This window comes from Streptomyces sp. NPDC018031 (assembly GCF_044327625.1).
Lineage (GTDB): Bacteria > Actinomycetota > Actinomycetes > Streptomycetales > Streptomycetaceae > Streptomyces.
In genome coordinates, this window is sequence record NZ_JBIRFT010000013.1 from 23686 (window position 1) to 48798 (window position 25113).

Genomic DNA, 25113 nt, shown 5'->3' on the forward strand with positions numbered 1-25113 from the left:
GCCGCCGGTTCAGCGTGCGGTGAGGTAGCCGGGCACCGGGATGCCGGGGGCGAGGTCGTCCGCCGGCACCGGCGCCCCGTAGCTCCTGGCGACCGGCAGCACGCCGCTCCAGTGGGGGAGCGCGAGGTCCTCGGGCTCGTCGTTGGGCCCACCGGTGCGGATCTTGGCGGACACCTCGGCCAGGTCCACCCGCAGGACGGCGGTGGCCGCCAGCTCCTTGGCGTCGGCCGGGCGGGAGTCCGCCGCCCGCCCGGGCACCACGTGGTCCACCAGGGCGTCCAGCGCGGCGCGGCGCTCGGCCTCGTCGGTCACCCGGCGGGCGATGCCGTGCACCACGACCGAGCGGTAGTTGATGGAGTGGTGGAACGCCGAGCGGGCCAGCACCAGCCCGTCGACGTGGGTGACCGTCACGCACACCGGCAGCCCGGGGTCCTCCTGCCCGGCCGCCCGCAGCGGGCGGGAGCCGGTGGAACCGTGCAGGTACAGGGTCTCGCCCACCCGCCCGTAGAGGGTGGGCAGCACGACCGGGGCACCGTCGCGGACGAAACCCAGGTGGCAGACGTAGTCGGCGTCGAGTATCGCGTGGATCGTCTCCCGGTCGTAGGAGGCGCGGTCCGCGGAGCGGGTGGGGACGGTGCGCCCGGTCGGTTCGTACCCGGCGGCTGCCGTGGCTGACATTTGCGGCCTCCATTGCACTAGTGCATACTTAGTTTTGTGCTAGGAGAATATCGGATCGAAGGGCGGCGCGCAGCGGAGATCGCCGCCAGCGTGGAGCGGGCGGTGGGGTCCGGTGAACTGCTCCCGGGCCAACTCCTGCCACCGCAACGCGAGTTGGCGACCGAGCTCGGAGTGAACCCGAACACCGTGGCGGCCGCCTACCGCACCCTGCGGGAGCGCGGAGTGATCGAGACCGCCGGACGACGGGGCAGCAGGGTGCGCCCCCGCCCCTCCACCACCTGGCGCGAAATGATCCGGGTGGAGATCCCGGAGGGCGTCCGGGACATCGCGTCCGGCAACCCCGACCCGGACCTGCTGCCCCCGCTGGCCGAGGCACTCGCCGCGGCCGGGGCCGACAGCGCGGCCCACCCCACCCTCTACGGCGCGCCGGACATCGCCCCGGAACTCGGCCGGCTCGCCCGCGAGGGGTTCGACGCCGACGGTGTGCCGGCCGGCCCGGTCGCCGTGACCTCCGGTTCGCTGGACGCCATCGAGCGGGTCCTCACCGCGCATCTGCGCCCCGGCGACGTGGTCGCGGTCGAGGACCCCGGCTGGGGCAGCCTGCTGGACCTGGTGCCGGCGCTCGGGCTGCGCGCGGTGCCGGTCGCCGTCGACGACGACGGGCCGCTGCCCGGACCGGTCGACGGCGCCCTGGCCGAGGGGGCGCGGGCGCTGGTCGTCACCGCCCGCGCGCAGAACCCCACCGGGGCCGCGATCGGCGCGGCGCGGGCCGGGGAGCTGCGGGAGGTGCTCGCCCGGCACCCGGGCACCCTGCTGATCGAGGACGACCACGGCCACGGCATCGTGGACCTGCCGCTGCACCCGCTGGTGGGCGGGACCGAGCACTGGGTGCTGGTCCGCTCCGCGGCCAAGGCGTACGGCCCGGACCTGCGGCTGGCGGTGCTGACCGGGGACACCGTGACGGTGGACCGGGTCCGCGGCCGGCAGCGGCTCGGGCCCGGTTGGGTCAGCCACCTCCTCCAGGGCACCGTCGCCCATCTGTGGCGCAACCGAACGCTGGACACCCGGGCGGTCGCCGCCGCCTACGGCCGGCGCCGCGACGCCCTGGTGCGGGCGCTCGGCGAGCGGGGTGTCGCGGCGCGCGGTCGCAGCGGCATGAACGTCTGGGTGCCGGTGGCGGACGAGACCGGCGCGGTGGCCCGGCTGCTCAACGCGGGCTGGGCGGCCGCTCCCGGCGCGCGGTTCCGGCTGGCCTCCCCGCCGGGGGTCCGGGTCACCGTGTCACGGCTGGCCGCGGCGGACACCGGGCCGCTCGCCGACGCCCTCGCCGCGGCGGCCGGGCCGGCCCCGGCGCTGCGGTTCGGCTGATGCGCCGCCGGCCGGCCGCCCGCCGTGAGTGCCGCGGCTGTTCGACCGTCCGCCGTGAGTGCCGCGGCGGGCCGCACCCCTCCCGCCTGCGGTGCCGGGTGCTACTCGGCCCCAGTCCGGGCCTTCCGGTGCGGCCTGCTCTGGGTGAGGGCCGCCCCCGCCAGCACCACCAGGGCGCCGACCGGCGTGTTCCAGCTGAGGTGTTCGCCGAGGATCGCGACCCCCGCCGCGGTGGCGATCACCGGGACGAAGTAGGTGACCATCATCGCCGTGGTCGGCCCGACCTCGGCCACCAGCCCGTACTGCACCAGGAAGGCCAGGCCGGTGCCGAGGGCGCCCAGTGCGATCACCGACAGCAGCGGGAGCGCCGGGAAGGAGTCCGGCGCCGGGGCGAACAGCGGGGTGACCACCGCCAGCTGCACGGTGCCCAGCAGCAACTGCGCCCCCGACATCGCCAGGTGCGAGTTGCCGGTGCCGCTCAGTGTTCGGCGTACGTACAGCCAGCCGACGGCGTAGCTCAGCGAGGCGACCAGGGCCATCGAGGTGCCGGCCGGGTCCTGCCCGGAGAAGCCCTGCCAGGCCCCCAGGACGATCAGCACACCGATGAAGCCGAGCCCCAGGCCCGCCACCCGCTGCCGGTTCGGCCGGTCGTCGGAGACCGCGACGACCGCCAGGACCATGCCCCACAGCGGGGAGGTCGCGTTGCAGATGCCCGCCAGCGTCGAGGAGATGGTGAGCTCGGCGTAGGCGAAGAGCGAGAACGGCAGCGCGTTGAGGAAGAACGCCGCCACCGCGAGGTGCCCCCACACCCGGGCGCCGCGCGGCAGCCGCTCGCGCTTCACCACCAGCACGGCGGCCAGCACCGCGGTACCGAAGACCATCCGGCCCAGGGTGACGTACAGCGGGGCGAACGACTCGGTGCCGACCTTGATGAAGAGGAAGCTGAAGCCCCATATGAGGGCGAGCACGCCGAACCGGATCCGCCAGTCGAGCAGCGGACGGGCGGCGGGGGAGCCGCCGGTGCCCGGGGCGCCCCCGGCGGGCCGGACGCCGGCCGGGGCGGCCGGTGCGGCGGTGGCCGCCCCGGTACTCGGGCCGGCGGGGGCGGGCGGGGCGGTGGCGCGGGCGGCGGCAGGGGTCATGGCCACCACAATGGCGGCTCTGACCTCGTAGAACAAGCGAGACTTCGTACGCCGTTTCGCGTAGCATTCCTTATATGTTGAACCTGGATCGCCTGCGGACCCTGCACGCCGTGGCTCGCCATGGCTCCGTCAGCGGCGCCGCGGACGGACTGCACGTCACGACCTCCGCCGTCTCCCAGCAGTTGTCGAAGCTGGAGCGGGAGACCGGTCAGCAACTGCTGGCCAAGAACGGCCGCGGAGTGCGCCTGACCGACGCCGGCCGGCTGCTCGCCGATCACGCGGCGCGCATCCTGTCGCAGGTCGAACTGGCCCAGTCCGACCTGGAGGCACAGCGCGGGCAGGCCGTCGGCGAGCTGCTGCTCGGCGCCTTCCCCACCGCCGCCCGCGGCCTGCTGCCGCAAGCCCTCACCACGCTGCGCACCGAGCACCCCCAGCTGCGCACCCGGCTGCTGGAGATGGAGCCGGACGTCTCGGTGCCCAGCGTGGTGCGCGGCGACATCGACCTCGCCGTCGTCCTCGACTGGTACAACAAGCCGCTGCCGATGCCCGGCGGCCTGGTCAAGGCGGCGCTGATGGACGATCCCGCGGACGTGGCGATCCCCGCCGACCACCCGCTGGCCGGCCGGGGCGAGGTGGACCTGGAGGAGTTCGCCGCCGATGAGTGGATCTCCTGGCCCAACGGATTCTGCTACGACTGGCTGATGTTCACCCTGCGGGGCAAGGGCATCGAGCCCAGGATCTCCCACACCGCGGAGGAGCACTCCACCCAGCTGGCGCTGATCGCCGCCGGACTCGGGGTCGCCGTCGCCCCCCGGCTGGGCCGCGGTCCGATCCCCGAGGGGGTGCGCATCGTGCCGGTGCGGCACACCATGCGGCGGCACATTTATGCGATCTGGCGCGCCGACGCCGACCGGCGGCCCTCCATCCGGGCGGCGGTGGAGGTGCTCCGCGCGGCGGGTTCGATGCTCACCGCCTGACCGGTCATCCGGCCGGCCGCGGGGCGGGCGGCGGAGTCCGTCCCGGCCATGCGCGAGGGCTGCCGCCTGCGGCAGCCCAAGCCGGTCGCCCAACCCGCCTGCCCGGCCGCGCGCGAGGGCGGCGGGTGCCCCGCAGCCTCGGCGTCCGCGGGCCACCGGCGGCGCGGTCCCGGTGCGCCGTGCGGCGGGCCCGTCCGGTGGCCGGGGGCGTCACCGGCCCGCATGGCCGGCCGTGACCGGGTAGTCGGGCAGGGCCACGGTGCTGACCTTCTCCCCGAGTCGGAGCATGCCGTTCAGGAACAGCGGCCGGGACAGCAGGGAGTTGCGGAAGCGCAGCCCGGCGGCGGTGCCGGGGGCGAGGAACCGCCCGGTGCGGTCGCCGCCGGACTGGCACCCGGTGGCGTACTTCCGGAGCCGGCTCTCGTACCGGCGGAAGGCCGTCCGGTGGTCGCCCCCGGCCCGGGCGAGTTCGCCGGCCAGCACATAGGCGGCGACGATCGCGGTTCCGGTGCCCATGCCGCCGATGGTGGCCCCGCAGGCGGCGTCCCCGACGAGGCACACCCGCCCCGCGGACCAGGTGGCCACGTCCGCCCGGCTGATCGAGTCGAAGTACAGCTCGGGGGCGTGGCGCAGGGTGCCGAGCAGGCGGGGCACCTCCCAGCCGACGCCGGTGAAGGCGTCCTCGATGAGCCGCTTCTGCTGTTCGGGATCGTGGCGGTCGTAGGGCAGTTCGGGCGCGGCGAAGACGAAGAACGCCCCCGCCCGGCCCGGGTCCCGGTGGTCGGCGCCGACGGAGGCGAGCCGCCCCGGGACGTTGTGGCCGACCGACCCCTTCGCCGGGCCGAGGTCGCCCGGCAGCTGCCAGGTGGCGGCGTAGTAGCCGAGGTGGGTCACATGGTCCTCCTCCGGGCCGAAGGCGAGCCGGCGGACGTTGGAGTGCAGCCCGTCCGCCCCGATGACCAGGTCGAAGACGCGCGTCGCGCCGTGCCGGAAGTCGACCCGCACACCGGTGGGGGTCTCGGTCAGGCCGGTGATCGTGTCGCCGAAGACGTAGTCGGTGTGCGGAAGGCTGTGCTCGTACAGCACCCGGGCCAGGTCTCCGCGGAGCACCTCCAGCTCCCCGCCGGCGAACTCGGCCGGCAGGTGCAGCAGGGTGCGGCCGCGTTCGTCGACGAAGCGCATCGGGGTCCCACCGGTCTGGATGCGGCGCAGTTCGGGCAGCAGCCCCATGCGCTCCAGCACCGTCCGGTGGGTCTCGCCACGGAAGTCGACGGCCTGGCCGCCCCGGCGCAGGGCCGGGGCGAGTTCCACGACGGTGGGCCGGAAGCCGTGGCGCGCTAGCCAGTAGGCCAGCGCCGGGCCGGCGATGCTCGCGCCGGAGATGAGGACGGTCTTGTTCATGGGATCCTCCGTGGGCAATAACTGTGTCCGTGGGACACTGTTATTACTGTGTACCGTAGACACAGTCGGTATGCCAAGGCCAGGGGCAGGAGGACGGCGCGGTGGACGGCGAACGCGACGAGACGGTGCGGCTGCTGTGGGGGCCGCATCCCAAGCCCGCGCGGGGCCCCAGGCCCAGGCTCGACCTGGACGCCATCGCCCGGGCCGGGATCGAGATCGCCGACGCCGAGGGCCTGGCCGAGGTGTCCATGCAGCGGGTCGCCGGTCGGCTGGGCATGACCAAGATGGCGCTGTACCGGTATGTGCCGGGCAAGGCGGAGCTGATCGCCCTCATGGTGGACGTCGCGATCGGCCCCTGCCCGGAGCCCCGAGACCGGCGGGAGGGCTGGCGGGAGCGGCTGGAGGACTGGGCCCGCGGGCTGATCACCGTCTTCGGCCGGCACCCCTGGGCGCTGGAGGTCACCGTCGGGCCGCGTGTCCCGGGCCCCGGGGAGCTGTCCTGGCTGGAGCGCGCCGTCGCGGCCCTGGACGGTACCGGGCTGAACGGTGCCGAGCGGATGGACGCGGCCGTGCTGCTGGTGGGCCATGTGCGCGCCATCACCCAGCAGGCCCGTGCGGCAGGGCCCGGGGGCGGCACCGAGGCCCGGCTGGGCGCCGTCCTGGGCGAACTGATGGAGGCGCACGGCGAGCGGTTCCCCGCGCTCACCGGGGCCCTCGCGTCGGTGGCCCGGTCCGGTGGGCAGGACCAGGCGTGGGAGTTCGGCCTGCAGCGCATCCTGGATGGGCTCGCCGTACTCATCGACGAGCGGGCGCGCTGACCCGGGAGCGGTGGACGTCGCTGCGGCCTGGCCACCCGCCCGGCCGTGACGCGCCGGCTCCACCGGCCGGGACCGGACCGCTTCGGAGCACCGATGCGATCAACCGCCCGCGGCCGGGTAGCCGCGGGGCCATGGGCGAGATTCTGGTCGGTACGTGTTCATGGACGGACCGCGCTCTGCTGGCCGGCGGTTGGTACCCGCCGGACCGGCGAGACGCGGAGGGGAGGCTGCGGTACTACGCGGAGCGGTTCCCCGTCGTCGAGGTCGACGCCACCTACTACGCGCTGCCCAGCCGTCGCAACAGTGACCTGTGGGCGGAGCGCACCCCTGCGGGCTTCCGTTTCGACGTCAAGGCCCTGTCCCTGCTCACCGGCCACCCCACCCGCCCGGAGGCGCTGCCCGCGGAGTTGCGGCCCGCGCTGGGCAGGCGGGCGGCGCGGGCGATCGGGCCGGCCGGCCGCCCGGCCGGTCCGGTGGGCGCCGACGAAGAACTGCTGGACGAGGTGTGGCAGCGGTTCAGCGGCGCACTCGAACCGCTGCGCGACACCGGACGGTTGGGCACACTGCTGTTCCAGTTCCCTCCGTGGTTCGCGCCCGGTGCCCGGGCGGAGGAGGCGCTCGGCCGGTGCGTGGCGCGTACCGCCGGGTGGCCGGTCGCCGTGGAGTTCCGGCATCCCGGTTGGTGGAGCGCGGAGCGGCGGGAGGCCACCGAGGCGCTGCTCACCGAACTGGGCACCACCGCCGTGGCGGTGGACATGATCCAGACGCTGCCGACCTCGGTGCCACCCGTCGCCCCCGTCACCACCGGACGGTTGGCGGTGGTGCGCTTCCACGGCCGCAACGCCGCCTGGGGCACCGGCAGCAAGGAGGAGCGGTTCCGCCACACCTACACGGAGGCCGAGCTGGCGGAGTGGCTGCCGCGGGTCCGGCGGCTGGCGGAGCGCGCCGACGAGGTGCACGTCCTGTTCAACAACTGCTGCGCCGACGCGGCGGTGCGCGCCGCGGAGTCGATGCGGGGCTTACTGGCTCGTACTCCGTCGGAGACCTGAGGGCGGCGTCACCGCGCGCCCGGCCTGACCCGCCCAAGGCGGGCACTCTCGCTCACCGTACGCTCCGACGCTCGGGTGCGGGACGGACCCCCAGCCGGGTGCCGACCGAGGCGGCGGACCTGGCAGACGAGGCGCCGGCCCGCGGCCCCGGGGCGGCCGGGGCGGTGCGCGCCGGAGGGGCCCTCTCCCGCCCGCTGCTCTGGCCGTTGATGGGCAACCTGCTGGAGTCCGGGGAGCCGGGCGGACCCGTCCGGCTGCGTCTGTACGTCGCCGGCGACACCCTCCTGTTCCCCGGCATCGAGGAGATCGCCCACCGCTGCCCCGAGATCCACCTGGCCGTCGTCCACCTCGGCGGCACCCGCCTCCCAAGCGGCGGCCTGCTCGTCACCATGGACGCCGCCCAGGGCGCCCGGCTGGTGCGGACGGTGCGCCGGCGGCGGGTGACGCCGTGTACTACGAGGACTACACGGTCATGCGGTCACCACTGGCGGAATTCCTGACAGAGGCCTGCCGTTCCGGGTTCCCCGCCGACTTGGTCCACTCCCCGCCCCGGCGAGCGGGTTCTCGTCGAGGCGGACTGACCCGCGCCGGGACGACCCGGCCCAACGGCGGCTGCGCCCCGACTGGCTGCTTCGTACCGCCGCTTTCCGGCACGGCCGACGAGCGGCCCGCCGGTGAGACCCACCGGGGCGCCCCGTACGACCGCGGGAAGCCGATCGACACGAGCCAACGGCTGCGCGACCACCCCCGCTCCCAGTCCTCGGACCGACGCCGCCCCGAAGCCCCTGCCCACCGCCCTTCGCCCGAGCGCGCGGGGCTCAGCCGTCCTTGCCCATGGCTTTGCGTACGGCGTCGCGGGTGCGGTCCACCGTTGCCGCCATCGGGCCCAGCGCCACGTTCTTGCCGGCGCTCTCCACGCCGGGGTGGGGGCGGGTGGGCGCAGTGGCCTCCGCGGCCTTGACGGCCTTGGCCATCCGGGCCAGCCGCTCGGGCTCCAGATGACGGCGCAGCTGGGTGAACTCGTAGCGTTCCTCGGCGCGGGCGTGCTCCATCACCTCGGTGCGCAGCGACAGCAGGGTCGGCACGAAGGTGGGGTCGTCGGTGTCCATCTCGTCGAGCCGGCTGAGTTTCTCCTTGGCCTGGCGTTCTTCTTCCAGGCGGTCGGCCACGGTCTGTTCGCTGCCGTCGAAGGCGCCGCGGGCGGAGGGGTGGACGACTTCCTCCTCCGCGGTCTCGTGGACGGCGAGCAGCCGGACCAGTCGGCGGAAGGCGTCCCGTCGCTCGTCGCCGGCGGTGTGTTCGACTTCGTCGAAGAGGTTACGGATGTCGCCGTGCTGGCGCATCAGCAGCGTCACCACGTCGTCCTGCCCGGCGTCGGCGATCTTGTGCGCTGTGGGTCATGCCTGTGATCACCTTCCGGAAGATTCAGGGCCCTGGCGTTGCTCCGGCACGGTGGGTGGTCAGTGCCGTCCGCGCAGTGCCGGGACGGGGTGTTCTCCCTCGGTTTCCACTCGGTACTCGCCGCCGATCATCCGGGCGTGCTGCTCCATGACGCGCTCGCTGGGTGGCCGGTCCCCGTTGTTGAGCTGCTGCTGCATCTCCTCGAACCGCTCGTGTGCCTCGCGTACGTATCCCGCGCCCAGGGTGGTGAGGTCGATCTGGGTGTCGAGCAGCTCGCGGAGGTAGGCCTTGTTGGGTTCGAAGGTGAGGGGCTTGGGCAGTTCGGGGGCGAGGATCTCCTCCGGTTCCCGGCCGTCGTTGCGTCGCATGAGGTCGCAGGCAAGCCGCAGGTGCTCCAACTCCATGTTCAGGTGCAGTTTCCAGATGGCCTTCACCTTGCGGTCGCTCTCCTGCTCCATGAAGGAGTGGTAGAGGTAGCACTCGTTGTACTCGTGGTTGACCAACTGCTCCCACCAGGTCTCTCCGGGGTCCACCAGGGACTCGTAGTGGGTGATGGGTGACGTGCTCTTCCTCGATGAGCCCGATCTCCTGGTAGAGCTGGCGGGCGATCGGCTCCACGTACTGCGGGCCGACGTTCATGTAGAAGTTCATGGTCTGCTGCTCGGCCGACATGATCGTCAGTGCGTGCAGCTTCGACAGCGGGTCGACCCGCGCGCCGTCGTAGGGGTCGCGCATGTTGTCGACCGGGTTGCGGTGGTGGTACTTCGTAGGCCGGCCGGGCATCACCTCGGTGAGCCCCTGGACGATCCGCTCCGCCTTGCAGTGCTCGATCATCTCGTACAGGTTCGCGTACCGGTACAGATGGTCGAAGTCCTCGAGCACCCCGAACTCGTAGGCCTGTCGCAGGTACGGATCGGGCTCCATCCGGGCCACCCACGCGGTGAGGTCGACCGCGACCTGCTCATAGGCGATCCTGGTCTCCAGGACCGACGCCACCCCGGCAGCAACCAGTTCACGGCCTTCTGCTGCTGTGCCTCCACATACCGCACCCGGGCCAGCTGCCGCTTGACCTCCGGATCGGGGCAGTGGCGCGCCATGTGATGGCTGAACATGATCGCTTCCACCTCGATGCCGTTCATCGTGATGATCCGGCACCGCGTGTACGGGTCACTGTGATCAGGGTCGATCGGCGCCACATCCAGCTCCCGCCAGGTGCGCAGCTGCCGGTCGAGCGGGATGCCGCGTTCCTGTAGTGGATTGAAGGCCATTCAGGTCTCCCGTCTTTCCGGGCGAGGCAGTGAAGCCCTCATCTCGGTTCCCTGGCCGGGTCACCGGGAACCCGAGGCACCGGAACGTCCACCGGATGGCCTCTCCGGCGGCCGGGCGGCTCTCGGAACGCCGCTCGGCACAGGCGGCCTGACCGGGCCGGACAGCCGGTGGACAGGGCCTGCAGCAGATTGCCATACATCGGAACTCCTGTCCGGAATGGCGCCGGGGGAGCCGAGTGCGCACCTGGGTGGACGAGACGGTGGCCAGCTGGGCGGCTTGCCTGCTGATCGAGCCCGCGCTGGCCGACGCGGCGGTGCATGCCCTGGACGGGAGCGAGCACACCGCCACCTCGCCGGTGGCGTTCCCCCGGCTCACCGACCCCGATCCGCACGACCTCCAGGCCGCCCGGCTGCTCCGTGACCCCGAGTTCGTGTCGCCCGTGGCCGCACTCCATCGCGCGCGGCTCGCCGCTCTGCTCGCTACCACCCTGCCGGATGCCGCCTGAGCAGTCGGCCGCATTCCGGCGTGACGGTCGGCAGGCCGGACCGTGAGGACTGCCCCGCCGTCGCGGGCGGAGCGTAGCCGTCCGTGGCGGCGCGCCACCCCGGCGCCGCGCCGCCGGCCCGTACACCACCGACCGGCAGGCCGTTCACCGAACCGGCGGGTTCATCGCCCTCACGCCTCCCCACGGGGCGGCGGCCCCACGTCGGGGTGGCGGCCGGCCCGCATCGCGGCGTGCCGCTGCCCGGGGCCGGGGCCCGAGGTGGCCGCGAGGGCGTCCGCCACGGCTCCGGTGGTGAACGCGTAGACGGCCTTGTGCAGCAGATCCACCACCAGCTCCGTGCGGGGCCAGGTCGGCGGAGGAGCGCCGACGCCGGTGGCGTTCTCCAGGATCTGGTCGTTGGTGAGCCTTACCACGGCGAATTTCGCCGACGACCACGGCCCACGGAGTCCGGCGTGCGCCATCACCGACCGCAGTACCCCCAGCAAAGCCGCCTGGCCGAGGTGCATGGCCCAGTTCACCGGTACCGGCTGACGGCCCGGGCGCTCCGGCATCCCGCTCATACGCTCCATCGTCCGCGCCGGGACATGCGAATCGGGCCGGCCGGTCAGTAGCTGCTCGGCCTTCTCGCTCACCGACATCGCCACCGCCCCGGCGGCGCCGGCGAGGAGCCCCTGCCACAGCGCGGGCTTCATCATGTCGCCACGAGTACCCCGATCCGGGCGCACCAATTCCGGGCCGGTCTGGTGGCCGCTTGCCTGCTGCTCGGCGGAATCGCCGGATGGGACGACCGTCTCCTTCCCGCGCCCACGAAGGCAGGAATGCCGGGCGATTCTGTGCCGGGGGCGATATCAACGGGCGACGCGTGACGAGCGGCGGCCGATGGACTCGGCACGCCTGTGAACAGACCGCCATCGATGTATCCGTCGGTGGTGCCAGGCTGGGAGGAGCCGAGACAGTGGTGACGGCGGTTGAGTCGGAAGACCTGGCGGCAGCGCGGTGGAAATCCCCGGGGGCCGTCGCGGTGACGTGGATCACCACCACTGATCACAAGAAAATCGGTGCGCTCTACATCGGCACGGCGTTCGGCTTCTTCATCTTCGGCGGCATCCTGGCGCTCGCGATCCGGGCGGAGCTCGCCCGGCCAGGCCTCCAGATCCTCTCCAATGAGCAGTACAATCAGGCCTTCACGATGCACGGCACCATCATGCTGCTGATGTTCGCCACGCCGTTGTTCGCAGGGTTCGCGAACGCCATCATGCCGTTGCAGATCGGATCTCCCGATGTGGCGTTCCCCCGGTTGAACATGCTGTCGTACTGGCTGTTCCTCTTCGGCTCCCTGATCGCGGTCAGCTCGTTCGTGACCCCCCAGGGCGCCGCCGACTTCGGCTGGTTCGCCTACACGCCTCTGTCGGACGAGGTCCACAGCCCCGGCGTCGGCGGAGATCTGTGGATCATGGGACTGGCCATGTCGGGGTTCGGCACGATCCTGGGCGCGGTCAACTTCATGACCACGATCATCTGCATGCGAGCCCCGGGCATGACGATGTTCCGGATGCCGATCTTCACCTGGAACATCCTGCTCACCAGCGCCCTGGTACTGATGGCCTTCCCCGTGCTGGCCGCAACCCTCTTCGCGCTGGAGGTGGACCGGCAGTTCGGGGCGCACATCTTCGACCCGGCCAACGGGGGCGCGATCCTGTGGCAGCACCTCTTCTGGTTCTTCGGCCATCCCGAGGTCTACATCATCGCCCTGCCGTTCTTCGGAATCGTCACCGAGATCATCCCCGTATTCAGCCGCAAACCCGTTTTCGGCTACGTCGGACTGGTCGGCGCCACGATCGCCATCGCGGGACTCTCGGTGACCGTGTGGGCTCACCACATGTTCCCCACCGGGGCCGTGCTCCTCCCGTTCTTCTCCTTCATGTCCTTCCTCATCGCCATCCCTACCGGGGTGAAGTTCTTCAACTGGATCGGCACCATGTGGTCCGGATCGCTCTCCTTCGAAACACCCATGCTGTGGGTCATCGGATTTCTCGTCACCTTCGTCTTCGGCGGCCTCACCGGCGTTCTGCTGGCCTCTCCGCCGATGGACTGGCACGTCTCGGACAGCTACTTCGTCATCGCCCACTTCCACTACGTCGTCTTCGGTACCGTCGTCTTCGCCATGTTCGCCGGCTTTCACTTCTGGTGGCCCAAACTGACCGGTCGGATGCTCGACGAACGGCTCGGGAAAATCCACTTCTGGACCCTGTTCGTGGGATTCCACACGACATTTCTGGTGCAGCACTGGCTTGGAGCCGAAGGCATGCCGCGCCGCTACGCGGACTACCTGGCCGCCGACGGATTCACCGCACTGAACACGGTCTCCACCATCGGCTCCTTCCTCCTTGGCCTGTCGACGCTGCCATTCCTGTACAACGTGTGGAAGACCGCCAAATACGCCGAGCAGCTCGAGGTCGACGACCCATGGGGATACGGGCGGTCCCTGGAATGGGCCACGTCCTGCCCGCCGCCCCGGCACAACTTCTACACGCTGCCGCGCATCCGCTCCGACTCCCCGGCCTTCGACCTCCACCACCCGCACATCGCCGCGCTCGACCAGGCGGAGAACGCCGACCGGCGGGACGTGATCGACACCGAAGAAGGGATGTCCCGGGACCGCCCGGGCGGCCACGCACAGCCATGAGAGGGCCCGGGTACGCCATGCCGGAACCAAACGACATCACCGCGCCCGAGAGCTCCACCCCCGACGACGTCGCCGCGGGAATCGCACGGATCGAGGGCTACCTGCTGTGCCAAGCGGCCCTGCGCAGGGCTCGCGACGAGGGCCAGGCGTTCGCGGACCGCATGCCGTGGCTGACCACTGCCCAGCACCAGGAAGTGGCGCGCCGCTTCGCTGAAGCACACGTCGAAGTCACCCGCACCGCCCTCCGGTCGGTGGCGGCCCGCTGCGAAGAACTCAAGGCCGAGTACACCGCCCGGTACGAGCTGCTGCGCCGCCGCCTGCTCTGCAGGACGGCTGCCCTCCTGCTGTTCGCCGGGGTCCTCTACACAGCCACCCTGCTCTGGATCGACGCCACGTCGTGAACTCGGGGCGCCGGGACGCAAGGGGAAACCGCGGCCGGTCCCGTCGCTTCCTCGTACGCCGCAGCCGAGGCCGAGGTCCGCGACGGTCACCGCGTGGTCCTGGTGCGTCGCGGCCGCTTCCGCCGCCGGGTCGCCGAGGTGGCCGTCGACCTCGGGCCCTACACCGACCCCTTGTTCGGGGACGTCGACCACGCCACCACCGAGGGACTGCCGGCCCTGCCGGCGGCCGTCACCGGCAGGGTGCCCGGACCGACGCCCTCCGCGGATGGCGGACCGGTCGCCCGCGCCCGCGAGCTCGTCGCGGCAGCCCGCGAGGCGATCAGCGACGAGCACCCCGCCTCCGCCACCCTCTCCTCAAGGGGGCGGAGCCGTGGCGGTGGGAGGCGGCACCCGAGGATGGCTTCCACGTGCTGCGGCACTCACGCGTCGATCTCGCTGGAGGAGGGCAGGGCATTCAATCGGATAGCTTGGAGAAGTGCTGACCGAAGTCACGGCGACCCGCTATGTCACACCCCTGCGTGAGGGCGGCTCGCTCCCCGGCATCGTCGAGGACGACGATCTCGGCACGTACGTCATAAAGTTGTCTATGGGGTGGCTGTGACCTGCGGCGATATGGCCATGGGCGTCTCTGGCCTGCGTGGACTCGTCTTTCATGGCCTTCAGGCTGGTACCGGGTTACGTAGTCGATTCTCCCCATGCGCTCCCCAGCGCCCCCATACTCCGCAGATTCTCCCCAAGGGCAGCCCGTGTCGCCGGGCAAGCGGGGCGGGGTGTCGCCAGTCCATCCGGGCGAACGGTTGCAGGCACGCTGAGTGACCTCTCCAGACGGGCTCCGGGGGAGGGGGCACCAGCAGGTTTTTCGTCTACTGGTGGTACATGGCCTATGGCCCTTTGCATTGAACAGCGAAAATACCCGAGATCGAGGCACCGCGGGTTGCAGCAGACCTGACCGCCGGTCTTAGCCACGGCCCAGGTCCGGGTATGTCCGGTGCCCGCGTCGATGGTCCTGATGGGCGAGGGCTGGGCCAGCGAGAGTGCGGAGTCACTGTCGATCAGGGCATCGGCGCGACCAACGGTTTCGGTATGGCCGGACGCGTTCGGGATCGCGGTGGCGCGGACACGGCCGGTGGAGCCGGCGGTGATCCGGCAGTCCATGGTGACGGTCCTCACGGAGAGGGGATCGATGCCGTCGATGCTGACCATGTATCGGCCCCGCTGGTCTGTGCTGGGCGTGGCCTGCCTGCCGTCGACTTTGATCGATGTCGGCTTCAGTGTGCGGGGCATCTCCACGGCCGGCTTGGCGTTCTTCGTGGCCGAGGGGCGGTGGCCGGTCACTGTCCAGGTGCAGGGCGATGGGCGCGGCCTGTGAGGTGACCTCCGGTGAGGTGATCATGTCGACGGTGGGGTCGCGAGGGTCGACGTGAACGGCATCGCGGCGGGCTCCGCCGGCGCCGCCTCTGCCGTTCCCGGCACTCGTCGGACGCAACCGCGTTCCGCCAGCCGAAAGTTGACGGTCCACCAGGGTCTGATGTAATCGTCCCCGGGCGATCGCCGGAGCTGGGATCGCCGGAGGCGGGTTCACGGCTGGGGGGACGTTGGAAGAGCTGGGCGCCGCAGACCCGCGGCAGGTGGGGCGCTACCGGATCCTCGCGCGCCTCGGCGCGGGCGGCATGGGCCGGGTGTACCTGGGCCGCTCCACCAGCGGCCGCAAGGTCGCCGTGAAGGTGGTGCGCGCCGAACTCGCCGAGGACCCGGACTTCCGGCGCCGGTTCGCCCGGGAAGTCGAGGCGGCCCGGCGGGTGAACGGGTTCTTCACCGCGGCGGTCGTCGATGCCGACCCCGAGGGATCCCCCGCCTGGCTCGCCACCGCCTACGTCCCCGGCCTACCGCTCGACGCGGCGGTCCGAGCCCACGGGGCCTGGCCCAGGCGGTCGTTGCTGGTGCTGGGCGCCGGCCTGGTCGAGGCGCTGGAGGCGATTCATGCCACGGGGTTGATCCACCGGGACCTGAAGCCGTCGAACGTGCTGATCGCCGCCGACGGTCCGCGCGTCATCGACTTCGGCATCTCCATCGCCGCGGAGGCGAGCGTCCTCACCCGGACGGGCACGGTGATCGGCACACCCGGCTTCATGTCGCCCGAGCAGCTGACGGGACACCGGGTCGGCCCCGCCAGTGATGTGTTCTCCCTCGGCGCGGTCCTCGCCTTCGCCGGTACGGGTGCGCCGCCGTTCGGCACCGGATCGGCGCACTCGGTGAACTTCCGCGCCGTGTACGAGGCCCCCGACCTCCACAGGCTGCCCGCCGACACCGACTTCGTCGGCCGGTGCCTGGAGAAGGACCCCGGCGACCGGCCCACAGTGCCCGAACTCCTGGCGAAATTTGCCCGGTTGCTCGGCGAGTCGGGCGGCCAGACCTATGGGGGCGGACTGCCCAAGGAGACCGCCTGGCTGCCGGAGGCGGTGGCCTCGGCGGTCACCGGCCCGACCGGTTCCGATCCCACGCAGGCGGACACTCCGGGCGGTACGGACGGCGCCGAGGGCGCCGGCACGCAGAACGGCGCCGGGTCGGCTCCCACGCCACCCGACCCCCGGGACTCCCTGGCCGGAGAGCCCACGCCGGCCTCCACCACGCCCGCCCCGCCCGACACACCGGCCTTCGACACGCCCGCACCGCCCATCAGGTCGGCGGCCTCTGCCTCGACCGCCGCGCCGAGCCCTGCCACGTCGCCCGCCCCGCCTGTCACGCCGTCTTCCGAGACGCCCGCCCCACGCGTCGCACCACCCGGCACGCCCGTCACACCCGCCTCCGCCACCCCGGCCCTCGCCGCGCCCGCCATGCCGGCCTCCGACACGCCCGCCACCCCGGCCTCGCCCGCCCCATCGCCGGCCGTCCCACTGCTGCCCCCGCCGCTGCCGCCGACCTCGCCGCCCGTACCGGCGCGGGCACCGGATCGGACGCCGGAGCAGGCGCCGGAGCCGAGTCCGGCCATGACCTTCGGCCCGGTGGTCGCCACGACGTCTCCGTACCATCCAGGTGAGGAGCCGGCCGTCGTCTCCCCGTGGGCGCCCGCCTCTTCCACGACCGCCCCCGGCCGCCCCGCCGCTCGCCCCGGTGGCCGGGCCTGGTCCCGCCGCATCGTCGCGATCGCCGCCGCGGTGGCCTTGGTCGGCGGCGGCATCACCGCCCTCGTCGTCAACCTGGGAAAGGAGGACAAGAACAACAGCACCGGCCAACGGGGCAGAGAACCGAGCCCGCCCGACGACGACACCACCTCCGCCACCGGCTTCGACGCCGCCGTCGACAAGGTGGTCAACCCCTCCTCGAAGAAGGGCGGCACGCTCCGGCTCGCGACCGCGGGCGATGCGGACTCCTGGGACCCGGCCCGCGCCTACTACGGCTGGGTCTGGAACATGCAGCGCCTCTACAGCCGCACACTGCTCACCTACGACGCCAAGCCCGGCGCGAAGGGCCTTGAGCTTGTCCCGGACCTGGCCGAGGCGCGGCCCGAGGTGTCGCCCGACGGAAAGACGTACACCGTCAGGATCAGGTCCGGGCTGAAGTTCGAGGACGGCACGCCCATCACCTCCAGCGACATCAAGTACGCGATCGAACGGACCTTCGCGGTGGAGGTCCTCACCGGCGGTCCCACCTATTTCAAGGAACTGCTGGATCAAGGGCAGAAGTACCGGGGCCCGTACCAGGACAGCGGCGGCAAGGGCCTGTCCTCGGTCGAGGTGCCGGACGACCGGACGCTCGTGTTCCGTCTCAAGGCGCCCGACTCGCGGTTCCCGCACCTGCTGGCCCTGGGTGCGACCGCCCCCGTGCCCAAGTCCAAGGACACCCGGGAACGTTACGGCTCGAAGCCCGTCGCGTCGGGGCCGTACCGGTTCGACTCGTACAGCCCGGGCGAGAAGCTCGTCCTGGTGCGCAACCCCCACTGGAACCCGGCGACCGACCCGGTGCGCAGGGCGCTGCCCGACCGCGTCGAGCTGACCGTCTCCGCCCCCGACGAGGTGGCCGCACAGCTCCTGGCAGGCACCGTCGACCTGGACGCCTCGCAGTCCGGCCTGCCCCCGCAAGCCTCCGCCAAGCTCCTGGCCGACCCGAAGCTGAAGGCCAACGCGGATGCCCCGTTCTCGGGAAATGTTCGAAACGTCGCGATGGTGTCCAAAGTGGCCCCCTTCGACAACGAGCACTGCCGCAAGGCCGTCCTGTACGCGGCCGACACCGCCGACCTCCAGACCGCGCAGGGCGGTGCGACCGCGGGCTCCCGCCAGGGCAACCTACTGCCCCCGACCATTCCGGGCAGCGATGACTACGACCCCTTCGACCTCACCGCGGGCAAGTCCCGGATCGCGCGGGCCAAGGAGGAACTCGCTCGGTGCGGACGCCCGAACGGCTTCGACACCAAGCTCGTCGTGAGCAACGGCAGGCCCAAGGACGTGGCCTCCGCCGAGGCGCTGCGGCAGTCCCTGAAGGCCGCGGGCATCAAGGTCGAGATCGAACAGGCGGACTTCGCCACGTACATCGACATCGTCGGCAGCCCCAGCGAGGTCAAGGACAAGGGCTACGGCCTCATCATGGCCGGCTGGGTGTCCGACTTCCCCCAGGGATCCGGGTTCCTGCAACCGCTGGCCGACGGCCGCCTGATCCACCCGAGCGGCAACACCAACCGCGCCCAGGTCGACGATCCGGAGATCAACGCCCTGTTCGACCAGGCGACGGCGGAGACCGACCCCGAGAAGGTGACCGAGGTCTACCGCACCCTCAACCACAAACTCACCGACGGCGCCTACTACCTTCCGGTCGCCGCCCTGAAGACCCTCAACTACCGCAACCCCCGCCTCACCAATGTGTACGTCAGCCGGACCTACGGCATGGTCGATCTCCAGGCGGTCGGCGTCAGGGGCGGCACGGGCTGAACCCCGCGGGCGTTCGAGGGCCGCGGGGTTCCCCTCCGCACCCGCGGTCGATCACGAAACCGTGGCCGGGCGCGGGGGCCAGGCGCGCGGGCCGAGGATCCCCAGGACGTAGGCGCGTGCGACGAGGGCGGGCCTGGTCGCGGCGCCCAGCAGGTCCCGGAGCCGGCTGAGGTGGTAGTCGACCGTCTGCCGGGAGAGCCCCAGCGAGGCGGCGATCTCCCCGTTGGTGCTGCCTCCCGCGAGGAGGGACAGTATGCGGTTCTGCGCGGCGGTGAGCGGTGGGTGGGCCTCGTGGGCGATGCCCTGGTGGGTGACGACGACCCACACGTGCGCGACGCGGCCGGCCGGCCCGCTCACCGTGGTCAGGTGGAGCCTCGTGCGGCGCTGGCGCCCCTGGGCGTCGAGGAGCACGGCGGAGGTCTCCGCCCGCCTGATGCGGCGGGTGATCAGCCCCTCCCAGGTGAGGCGCAGCGGGCGGAGGTCGGGCGTGGCGGCGAGCAGGGTGTGGGCGCGGCGGCCGATGAGGTCGGACAGGCGCGTCCGGAACAGTTCGGCGGTGGCCGTGCCCGCCTGTTCGATCCGGCCGCCGACCGAGAGCAGTGCGCAGGGCAGGCCGCTGTGATCGCGCAGTGCCTTGAGGTTCTCCTCGGCCTCTCGGCGCTGGTCCATCGCCCGAGCGTGCTCGGTGATGTCCACATAGATTCCGGCCACGTAGGTCTGGCCGCCCTCCTGGATGGGGAAGCGGTGGCCGGCCGCCTGCCCCGTGCTGCCGTCCGCGCGGTGATATCTCAGCTGGTGGCGCACCGGCTTGCCCCGGCTGAGTGTCTCCTGGTCCAGGGCGCGGAACTGGGCGGCGTCAGAGGGGGTGTCGAGGTCCTCTATCCGGCTGCCGACGATCCGATCCGGTGTGGTGCCGTAGAGGTGGGCGTAGGAATGGTTGGCCCATAAGTATCGGCCGTCGCGGTCGCGGAGGAAAGCCGCGGCCGGGGCGAAGTCGGCGAACTCCGCGAAGGCGGCGGACCGGCGGCCGCCCGCGGGCAGCGCGCCGGTCTCCACCGCGAGCCCGCGGTTGCGGCCGTGCTCCGGGCTCTTGCCCGGGGGCCAACGCACCTGGAAGGTCCGGCCGTCGAAGTGGGTCAGGCGGTGGCCCTCTTCGAGGGGGTGTCCCGGAGTGGACATCTCCTGGCGCGCGCGGTCGAGGAAGCGCTGCGCGGTGGGAAGGTCGGCGAAGGCACCGCCGCCCCACTCCGCCACGCGCGACTGCTCGTCGGTCTCCCACCAGAACGCGGGGAGGTACTCCAGGAGTGCTCTGACACCGGAATCGTCCACAACTGCCTTTCCATCACGTTACCGCCGGGTGGCGGAAGGCGACCTTGCGATGACTATCCCGGGCCGGCCGCACCCATGCTCGGTTATCGGCCGACTGCGGCGCGTGAGCGCCCCCGCGCAACTCACCGTATGCGGCCCCGGAACCCACCTCGTCGATCAACGGGGTCTGCTACTCAGGCATTTGCCTGACCTCACGGGCATCTCTCGTGCCGGATCCGGGGTCCACCGTCTGGTTCTCTTGAGTACGCAGCCAGTGCCCGCCGGTTCTACGCGGGTTGCTCCCGGTTATCCGGTTGAGCCGGCCGACTGGCCGTGCAGCGGGGCCGAGCCACTGCTCGGCGCCCCGGACAGGACAAGCTATGAGGAGACGAACTTCAGTGAGCACAGTGCTGTTGGTGCACGCCAAGGGCGGTCCGCCGCTCGGCCACGTCCTGGCCCGGGCGGCGGCGAGAGCGGAAGTGCACCTGCTGGCGCTCAGCGCGCTTCCGCCCACGGGCGCCGCGTCCGTGAGCGGTCTGTGCGCTTCGGTCATCAGGCCGACCGAAGCGGAGCAGTCCGACCTGGTCGCGCTGATCGTCTCGCGGGCGAAGGCCGTGGGCGCGGACGCCGTTCTCACCTTCTCCGAGTACGCGGTCGTGGCCGTCGCCGAGGCGTGTGAGGCGCTCGGCCTGCCCGGGGCGGGAGGCTCCGTCGCACTCGCCCGCGACAAGCGGCGGATGCGGCAGACCTGGCATCGGCACGGCCTGCCGCAACCCGCCTTCCACCCCGTCGTCACGCAGACGGACCTCCACAAGGCCGCCGCCACCCTGCCCGTCCCCATGCTGCTCAAGGCGGCCTGGAGCGCGGGCTCCACCGCCCACCAGATCATCGGCTCCCCGCAGGAAGCCGACGCCGCCTGGCGGCGCTCGCGCGCGATGATGGCCGAGTCCGCCCAGCTGGGCTTCGCCGAACTGCACGTGGCCGAGGCCGACGCGCACTACGTGGTCGAGGAGATCGTGACCGGCGAGGCCGCGGGGTGGTTCGACGAGCCCGGCTGGGGTGACTACGTCAGCGTCGAGGGCGTCGTGGCGGACGGCGTCTTCCGCCCGGTCTGTGTCAGCGGCCGGATGCCGACGATCGAGCCGTTCACCGAGCGGGCCAGCATCACCCCCGCGTTGCTTCCCGCGGACCTCCAGGACCGCGTCGTGGCCCTGGCCCGGGACGCCGTCGACGCCCTCGGCCTGCGCGACTGCGGCACGCACACCGAGATCAAGCTCGGCGCCGACGGGCGCATGTGGCTGATCGAGACGGCCGCCCGGCTCGGCGGCGCGATGACCGTTCCGCAGATCGAGGAGGTCTTCGGGCTCGACCTCGTCGGCATGCTCGTGGACCACTTCCTGGGTCGCCCGGTGGACTGGCCCGAGCGCGCCCTCGGCCCCGAGCAGGCACGAGGCGCCGCGGGTTCCCTCGTGGTCCTCGCGGTGGACGGCCACGGTGAGGGCTGGCGGGACAGCCGGGTGTGGGACTTTCCCACGGTGCGGGAGACCGTCGCGCTGAGCGCGGGCAGCACGCTGTCGGTGGTACCGGAGAGTTCGCTGCCGGACGGCAGCGCCGTGCCGGTCTACGACCCCGTCGGCGGGGCCAACACCATGGCGGCCCTGTGCCTGCTCTCGGCCCCCGACGCGCGCACCGTGCTGCGCGACTTCACCACGCTGATCGACGCGCTGCCCGCGGTGTTACCGCCTGCCGGGTACGCCGCAGCGCACGCCGTCTCCGCCGCGCCGCAGCCCGAGGGAGCCCCCGCATGAGCACCGCCCTTCTCCCCACCGGGGTCGCGGAACCCGCGACCGACCGGACGGTCGTCGGCGAGAACCTGTCGCTGCCGCTGTTCCGCACGCTGTCCGGGGTGCTGGCCGGCCACTCGTACCTCAAGGTCGTCGTCGACCGGGCCGAGACCACCTGGCACCTGCTGGACACGGCCGCGCACCCCTTCCACGTCAACTACATAGCCACCCATGTCCTCGGCATGGACCTGGCCGAACTCGACGCCAGGCTGGACGAGTTCAACGCGTCCGTCTACATGGACCCCGAGCGCCGCTTCCTGCTCGGAGTGCTCTCCCTGCACACCGACGAGGACGCGGAGGGCCGCGAGCGCACCTTCCTCGTGCTGGAGACGACCGAGGCCGACACCATGGGCGGGGAGCTGCTGGAGTTCTTCTACTCCTTCGTCCGCGAGCGCGTCGACGGCAGGCTGCCGCTCCTGCTCAAGCCGGCCAACCACGGCCAGGAAGAGGCACTCGCCACCGTCGGCGAGCAGCGGGTGCCGCGCATTCTCAGCCACCAGCTCTTCGGCACCAGGACCCGCACGCCGCTCAACCCCGGGGAGGCGACGGGCCGGCTGCACCACTTCCGGACCGTGGAGGAGTACGAGGCGGCGGCAGGCGGGCTCGGCTGGTCGGACATCGTCGCCATGCCCTGCCTGCCGGACCACGTGCAGAGAGTGGCCGGATTCATCAACACCACGCCCATCACGCCGCTCTCCCACACCAACGTCCTCGCCTCCGGGTGGGGCATCCCCAACGCGATCGTCCGCGACCTGGAACAGCTCGTCGAGAAGGACGGTCTGGACGGCGCCTGGGTCCACTACCGGGTGTGCGAGGACGAGATCGTCCTGGAGCGGATGGAAGAGGTCCCGGACCTGCGGGCCCCGGCCTGGCACCAGCAGCGCATCCGGCTGGAACCGCCGTTCCTGGAGGACGCGCCCGTCCTCTCCCTGCACCGGCTGCGCAGCGCCGACCGGGACCGCTACGGCACCAAGGCGGCCAACCTCGGGGAACTGCACCACGTGCTCGACAGCCGCACGGCCGATCTCACCGCGTTCTACGGCCGCCCCCGCCCGCCGCGGGAGAACCTGTACGGGCACCTCGCGGCCCGGCTCGGCCTGCACGAGCCCTCCGCCGTGGAACTCCGCGCGGCCGCGGCCTCCTTCGTGGCCGACACCGTCGAGGCCCCCGAGGGTGTCGCCCTGCCGTTCTCCCTCATGCACCGCTTCCTCACCTCCTCTCCCGCGCTCCAACAGGGCATCGGCAAGCTGAAGATGGCGCTCGAACTCGACGCCACCGACGTGCTCGACTCGCTCTGCCTGCAACTCCAGCACCTGATCCGGCACACCCCGATGCCCGACCTGGTCGCCCAGGAGATCACGCGGTCCTGCCACCCCCCGCTCACCGCGGGCGGCCGGCTCGTGGTGCGGTCGTCCTCCAACGCCGAAGACCTCCCGGGCTTCTCCGCGGCCGGCGTCTACGACTCCATCACCTCCGTGCGCGGCACCGGCGAACTCCTCGACGCCGTGCGGCAGGTGTGGGCCTCGCTGCTCTCCCCGCGCAGCGTACGGCTGCGTCACCAGGTGGGCATCTCCCTGGACGAGACGTACATGGGCGTGATCATCCAGGTGTACGTCCCGGCCGCGCTCGGCGGCGTCCTGGTGACCTGCAACCCGACGCGGCGCGAGGACTTCCGCAACGTCTACCTCAACTGCTCGCCGGGGTCGCCCGAACAGGTCGTCGATGGCGAGATCCTTCCGCAGCAGTACCTCTACAACACGGTCGAGGGCGGTGGGCGCACCGTCGCCCTCGGCACCTCGGGCGAGGGACTGCCCGCCGCCACCCGGGCCCGGCTCGCGGACCTGTCCCTGACCGGGCGGCTGCTGCAGTCCCACTTCAGCACGCCCGAGGTGGACGGCCCCTTGGACATCGAGTGGCTGCTGACCGACCAGGGCGGCTTCCGCTTGGTCCAGATCCGCCCCTACGCGCTGTGAGCCCCCCTCTCCCGCGCCCCGCGGCCACGCCACGGCCCACCGGCACCCCCCTGACAGGCACCGCCCGTCGCATCATCCGGCTCAACTACGGCTTCCAGCTCCTGTTCAACCTGCTGTGGTGGATGCCGGTGTTCTACGCCTACCAGAAGGACGCCGGACTCTCCGACGGGCAGATCTTCGGCATCCAGAGCATCTACTACGTGGCCTTCTGCCTCTTCGAGGTCCCGACCGGGCTGATCGCCGACCGCATCGGCACCCGCAACTGCCTGCGGGCCGGCGCCGTCGTGATGACGGCGGCGAACCTCGCCCCGGTCTTCAGCGCCTCGTACACCGGTTTCCTCGTCCACTTCCTCGCCATCGCCGCCGGCCGCTCGCTCACCTCGGGAGCGGCCAGCGCCTACCTGTACGACGGGCTGCGTGCCGAGGGGTGCGGAGAGCACTACCTGAAGGCGGAGGGCACGGCCCGGGCGCTCGGACTGGCCGCGAAGGTCGTGTGCTGGCCGCTGGTCGGTCCGCTGATGGCCCTCGCCCATGCCGCCCCGTACATCCTGAGCGCCGTGAGCGCGGCAGGCTCCCTGGCCTGCGTCGTGGCCCTGCCCCGCGCGGCCGTCCTCGCCGGGGCGCAGCGCACGGACGCGCCGGGCCGCACAGGAGAGGGCCGGGCCGCCAAGCGCGGGCGCGGCAGTTCGCTGGGCGAGGCGAGGACCGCGCTGCGCTGCCTCGCCTCCTCGCCGTGGCTGGTCCTGGTGATGGTGCAGGGCGTGGCCGTGTTCACCCTGTCCAGGATCTGCCAGGTCAACCTCTTCCAGCCGATCCTGCTCGACCACGGCATCAGCGAGGCCTCGCACGGCGGGGTGCTCGCCGCCATGACGGTGGCGGAGGCCGTGGGCTCGGCGCGCCCCCAGTGGCTCGGCCGCCGTCTGTCCCCGGTGGCCTGGGTGTCCGTCCTGAGCCTCGCCCTCGCGGCCACCCTGGCGGGCGTCACGCTCGGCGGGCCCTGGACGGTCGTCGTCCTGCTCTGCCTGTTCGCCGCCGCCGCCGGATTCGCGTACCCGATCCAGCGCAAGCTGGTCAACGACGCCGTGCCCGCCCACGCCCCGCGGGCGACGCTCCTGTCGGTCGAGTCGATCGTGGACCGCGCGGTGTGCGCCCTGGCGGCCGTCGCCGTGGGCGCCTACCTCTCCGCCGGACGCCTGGACGCCCTGCTCTGGCACAGCGCCCTGGCGACCGCCGTGCTGATCGGCGCGTTCCAACTGGTGGTGCGTGCCCAGACGGCGCGGCGCGGTCCCAAGGAGGAGGCGGAGCCGCAGACCTCGGAAGCGCACTCCAAGACCCTCGTGTAGGACGGGCCCGCTCCCGCGCCCTCCTCAG

At 72.1% G+C, this 25113-nt stretch carries 20 protein-coding genes and 1 pseudogene; 14 read left to right on the top strand and 7 right to left on the bottom strand.

Annotated elements, in window-relative coordinates:
* Positions 1-9 precede the first annotated feature (9 nt).
* Positions 10-678 carry a pyridoxamine 5'-phosphate oxidase family protein gene (locus tag ACH4B3_RS24875; protein WP_398466195.1) on the bottom strand — a complete coding sequence of 223 codons (669 nt, stop codon included), beginning with the start codon at positions 676-678 and terminating at the stop codon, positions 10-12.
* A 36-nt stretch (positions 679-714) separates the two neighbouring features.
* Here ACH4B3_RS24875 and ACH4B3_RS24880 point away from each other — a divergent pair, with 36 nt between their 5' ends.
* The gene (locus ACH4B3_RS24880; RefSeq protein ID WP_398466197.1) at positions 715-2046 is read left to right on the top strand and encodes an aminotransferase class I/II-fold pyridoxal phosphate-dependent enzyme; all 1332 of its coding nucleotides are present in this window, start codon (positions 715-717) and stop codon (positions 2044-2046) included.
* A gap of 101 nt (positions 2047-2147) precedes the next feature.
* On the opposite strand, the gene ACH4B3_RS24885 is transcribed toward ACH4B3_RS24880, so the two are convergent.
* Positions 2148-3188 (bottom strand): DMT family transporter, encoded by a 1041-nt coding sequence (locus ACH4B3_RS24885; RefSeq protein WP_398466199.1) that lies wholly within the window; start codon positions 3186-3188, stop codon positions 2148-2150.
* A 74-nt stretch (positions 3189-3262) separates the two neighbouring features.
* On the opposite strand from ACH4B3_RS24885, the gene ACH4B3_RS24890 reads away from it, so the two are divergent.
* Entirely contained in the window at positions 3263-4165 is a 903-nt protein-coding gene (locus ACH4B3_RS24890; protein WP_398466201.1) for a LysR family transcriptional regulator, read from the top strand.
* Between the two features lie 210 nt (positions 4166-4375).
* Here the strand turns inward: ACH4B3_RS24890 and ACH4B3_RS24895 are convergent, their stop codons facing one another.
* Positions 4376-5566, bottom strand: a complete 1191-nt coding sequence (locus tag ACH4B3_RS24895; protein WP_398466203.1) for an FAD-dependent monooxygenase — start codon at positions 5564-5566, stop codon at positions 4376-4378.
* Positions 5567-5667: 101 nt separating this feature from the next.
* On the opposite strand from ACH4B3_RS24895, the gene ACH4B3_RS24900 reads away from it, so the two are divergent.
* The 3 genes from ACH4B3_RS24900 to ACH4B3_RS24910 all read left to right on the top strand — a co-directional run bounded on the left by ACH4B3_RS24900 (position 5668) and on the right by ACH4B3_RS24910 (position 7933).
* Positions 5668-6384 carry a TetR/AcrR family transcriptional regulator gene (locus tag ACH4B3_RS24900; protein ID WP_398466205.1) on the top strand — a complete coding sequence of 239 codons (717 nt, stop codon included), beginning with the start codon at positions 5668-5670 and terminating at the stop codon, positions 6382-6384.
* A gap of 131 nt (positions 6385-6515) precedes the next feature.
* On the top strand, positions 6516-7433 hold the full coding sequence (locus ACH4B3_RS24905) for a DUF72 domain-containing protein (protein ID WP_398466207.1): 918 nt from the start codon (positions 6516-6518) through the stop codon (positions 7431-7433).
* A 98-nt stretch (positions 7434-7531) separates the two neighbouring features.
* Entirely contained in the window at positions 7532-7933 is a 402-nt protein-coding gene (locus ACH4B3_RS24910) for a hypothetical protein (RefSeq protein ID WP_398466209.1), read from the top strand.
* Between the two features lie 318 nt (positions 7934-8251).
* On the opposite strand, the gene ACH4B3_RS24915 is transcribed toward ACH4B3_RS24910, so the two are convergent.
* Together ACH4B3_RS24915 and ACH4B3_RS24920 are read right to left on the bottom strand one after the other, a co-directional pair.
* Positions 8252-8776: a hemerythrin domain-containing protein gene (locus tag ACH4B3_RS24915; RefSeq protein ID WP_398466469.1), complete on the bottom strand. Its 525-nt coding sequence runs from the start codon at positions 8774-8776 to the stop codon at positions 8252-8254.
* 117 nt (positions 8777-8893) lie between these two features.
* Positions 8894-10102 (bottom strand): annotated as a pseudogene (locus ACH4B3_RS24920) (hypothetical protein).
* A gap of 236 nt (positions 10103-10338) precedes the next feature.
* Here ACH4B3_RS24920 and ACH4B3_RS24925 point away from each other — a divergent pair.
* Positions 10339-10608, top strand: a complete 270-nt coding sequence (locus ACH4B3_RS24925; RefSeq protein ID WP_398466211.1) for a hypothetical protein — start codon at positions 10339-10341, stop codon at positions 10606-10608.
* Between the two features lie 170 nt (positions 10609-10778).
* Here the strand turns inward: ACH4B3_RS24925 and ACH4B3_RS24930 are convergent, their stop codons facing one another.
* Entirely contained in the window at positions 10779-11303 is a 525-nt protein-coding gene (locus ACH4B3_RS24930; RefSeq protein WP_398466213.1) for a hypothetical protein, read from the bottom strand.
* 260 nt (positions 11304-11563) lie between these two features.
* Here ACH4B3_RS24930 and ctaD point away from each other — a divergent pair, with 260 nt between their 5' ends.
* The 5 genes from ctaD to ACH4B3_RS24955 all read left to right on the top strand — a co-directional run bounded on the left by ctaD (position 11564) and on the right by ACH4B3_RS24955 (position 18617).
* Positions 11564-13294 carry a cytochrome c oxidase subunit I gene (gene ctaD, locus ACH4B3_RS24935; protein ID WP_398466215.1) on the top strand — a complete coding sequence of 577 codons (1731 nt, stop codon included), beginning with the start codon at positions 11564-11566 and terminating at the stop codon, positions 13292-13294.
* 17 nt (positions 13295-13311) lie between these two features.
* Complete coding sequence (locus tag ACH4B3_RS24940; protein WP_398466217.1) at positions 13312-13695, top strand: hypothetical protein; 384 nt, start codon at positions 13312-13314, stop codon at positions 13693-13695.
* A 475-nt stretch (positions 13696-14170) separates the two neighbouring features.
* Entirely contained in the window at positions 14171-14296 is a 126-nt protein-coding gene (locus ACH4B3_RS24945; RefSeq protein ID WP_398466482.1) for a hypothetical protein, read from the top strand.
* A 387-nt stretch (positions 14297-14683) separates the two neighbouring features.
* The gene (locus tag ACH4B3_RS24950; RefSeq protein ID WP_398466218.1) at positions 14684-15064 is read left to right on the top strand and encodes a hypothetical protein; all 381 of its coding nucleotides are present in this window, start codon (positions 14684-14686) and stop codon (positions 15062-15064) included.
* Positions 15065-15290: 226 nt separating this feature from the next.
* Positions 15291-18617 (top strand): ABC transporter substrate-binding protein, encoded by a 3327-nt coding sequence (locus ACH4B3_RS24955; RefSeq protein ID WP_398466220.1) that lies wholly within the window; start codon positions 15291-15293, stop codon positions 18615-18617.
* A gap of 51 nt (positions 18618-18668) precedes the next feature.
* Here ACH4B3_RS24955 and ACH4B3_RS24960 read toward each other — a convergent pair whose 3' ends face one another.
* Complete coding sequence (locus ACH4B3_RS24960; protein WP_398466222.1) at positions 18669-19946, bottom strand: PAS domain S-box protein; 1278 nt, start codon at positions 19944-19946, stop codon at positions 18669-18671.
* Positions 19947-20323: 377 nt separating this feature from the next.
* On the opposite strand from ACH4B3_RS24960, the gene ACH4B3_RS24965 reads away from it, so the two are divergent.
* The 3 genes from ACH4B3_RS24965 to ACH4B3_RS24975 are packed head-to-tail and all read left to right on the top strand — an operon-like array spanning position 20324 to position 25085.
* Positions 20324-21733 (top strand): acetyl-CoA carboxylase biotin carboxylase subunit family protein, encoded by a 1410-nt coding sequence (locus tag ACH4B3_RS24965; protein WP_398466224.1) that lies wholly within the window; start codon positions 20324-20326, stop codon positions 21731-21733.
* On the top strand, positions 21730-23742 hold the full coding sequence (locus ACH4B3_RS24970; RefSeq protein WP_398466226.1) for a PEP/pyruvate-binding domain-containing protein: 2013 nt from the start codon (positions 21730-21732) through the stop codon (positions 23740-23742). Before ACH4B3_RS24965 ends, ACH4B3_RS24970 begins: the two co-directional genes overlap by 4 nt.
* Positions 23739-25085, top strand: coding sequence for an MFS transporter (locus ACH4B3_RS24975; RefSeq protein ID WP_398466228.1), 1347 nt, complete (start codon positions 23739-23741; stop codon positions 25083-25085). The genes ACH4B3_RS24970 and ACH4B3_RS24975 overlap by 4 nt, the downstream gene beginning before the upstream one ends.
* The last annotated feature ends 28 nt before the right edge of the window (positions 25086-25113 follow it).

Coding starts and splice junctions, on each gene's coding strand:
- ACH4B3_RS24930 (WP_398466213.1), bottom strand. CDS start 11,303: ATGATGAAGCCCGCGCTGTGGCAGGGGCTCCTCGCCGGCGCCGCCGGG.
- ACH4B3_RS24885 (WP_398466199.1), bottom strand. CDS start 3,188: ATGACCCCTGCCGCCGCCCGCGCCACCGCCCCGCCCGCCCCCGCCGGC.
- ACH4B3_RS24940 (WP_398466217.1), top strand. CDS start 13,312: ATGCCGGAACCAAACGACATCACCGCGCCCGAGAGCTCCACCCCCGAC.
- ACH4B3_RS24890 (WP_398466201.1), top strand. CDS start 3,263: ATGTTGAACCTGGATCGCCTGCGGACCCTGCACGCCGTGGCTCGCCAT.
- ACH4B3_RS24970 (WP_398466226.1), top strand. CDS start 21,730: ATGAGCACCGCCCTTCTCCCCACCGGGGTCGCGGAACCCGCGACCGAC.
- ACH4B3_RS24915 (WP_398466469.1), bottom strand. CDS start 8,776: ATGCGCCAGCACGGCGACATCCGTAACCTCTTCGACGAAGTCGAACAC.
- ACH4B3_RS24875 (WP_398466195.1), bottom strand. CDS start 678: ATGTCAGCCACGGCAGCCGCCGGGTACGAACCGACCGGGCGCACCGTC.
- ACH4B3_RS24905 (WP_398466207.1), top strand. CDS start 6,516: ATGGGCGAGATTCTGGTCGGTACGTGTTCATGGACGGACCGCGCTCTG.
- ACH4B3_RS24895 (WP_398466203.1), bottom strand. CDS start 5,566: ATGAACAAGACCGTCCTCATCTCCGGCGCGAGCATCGCCGGCCCGGCG.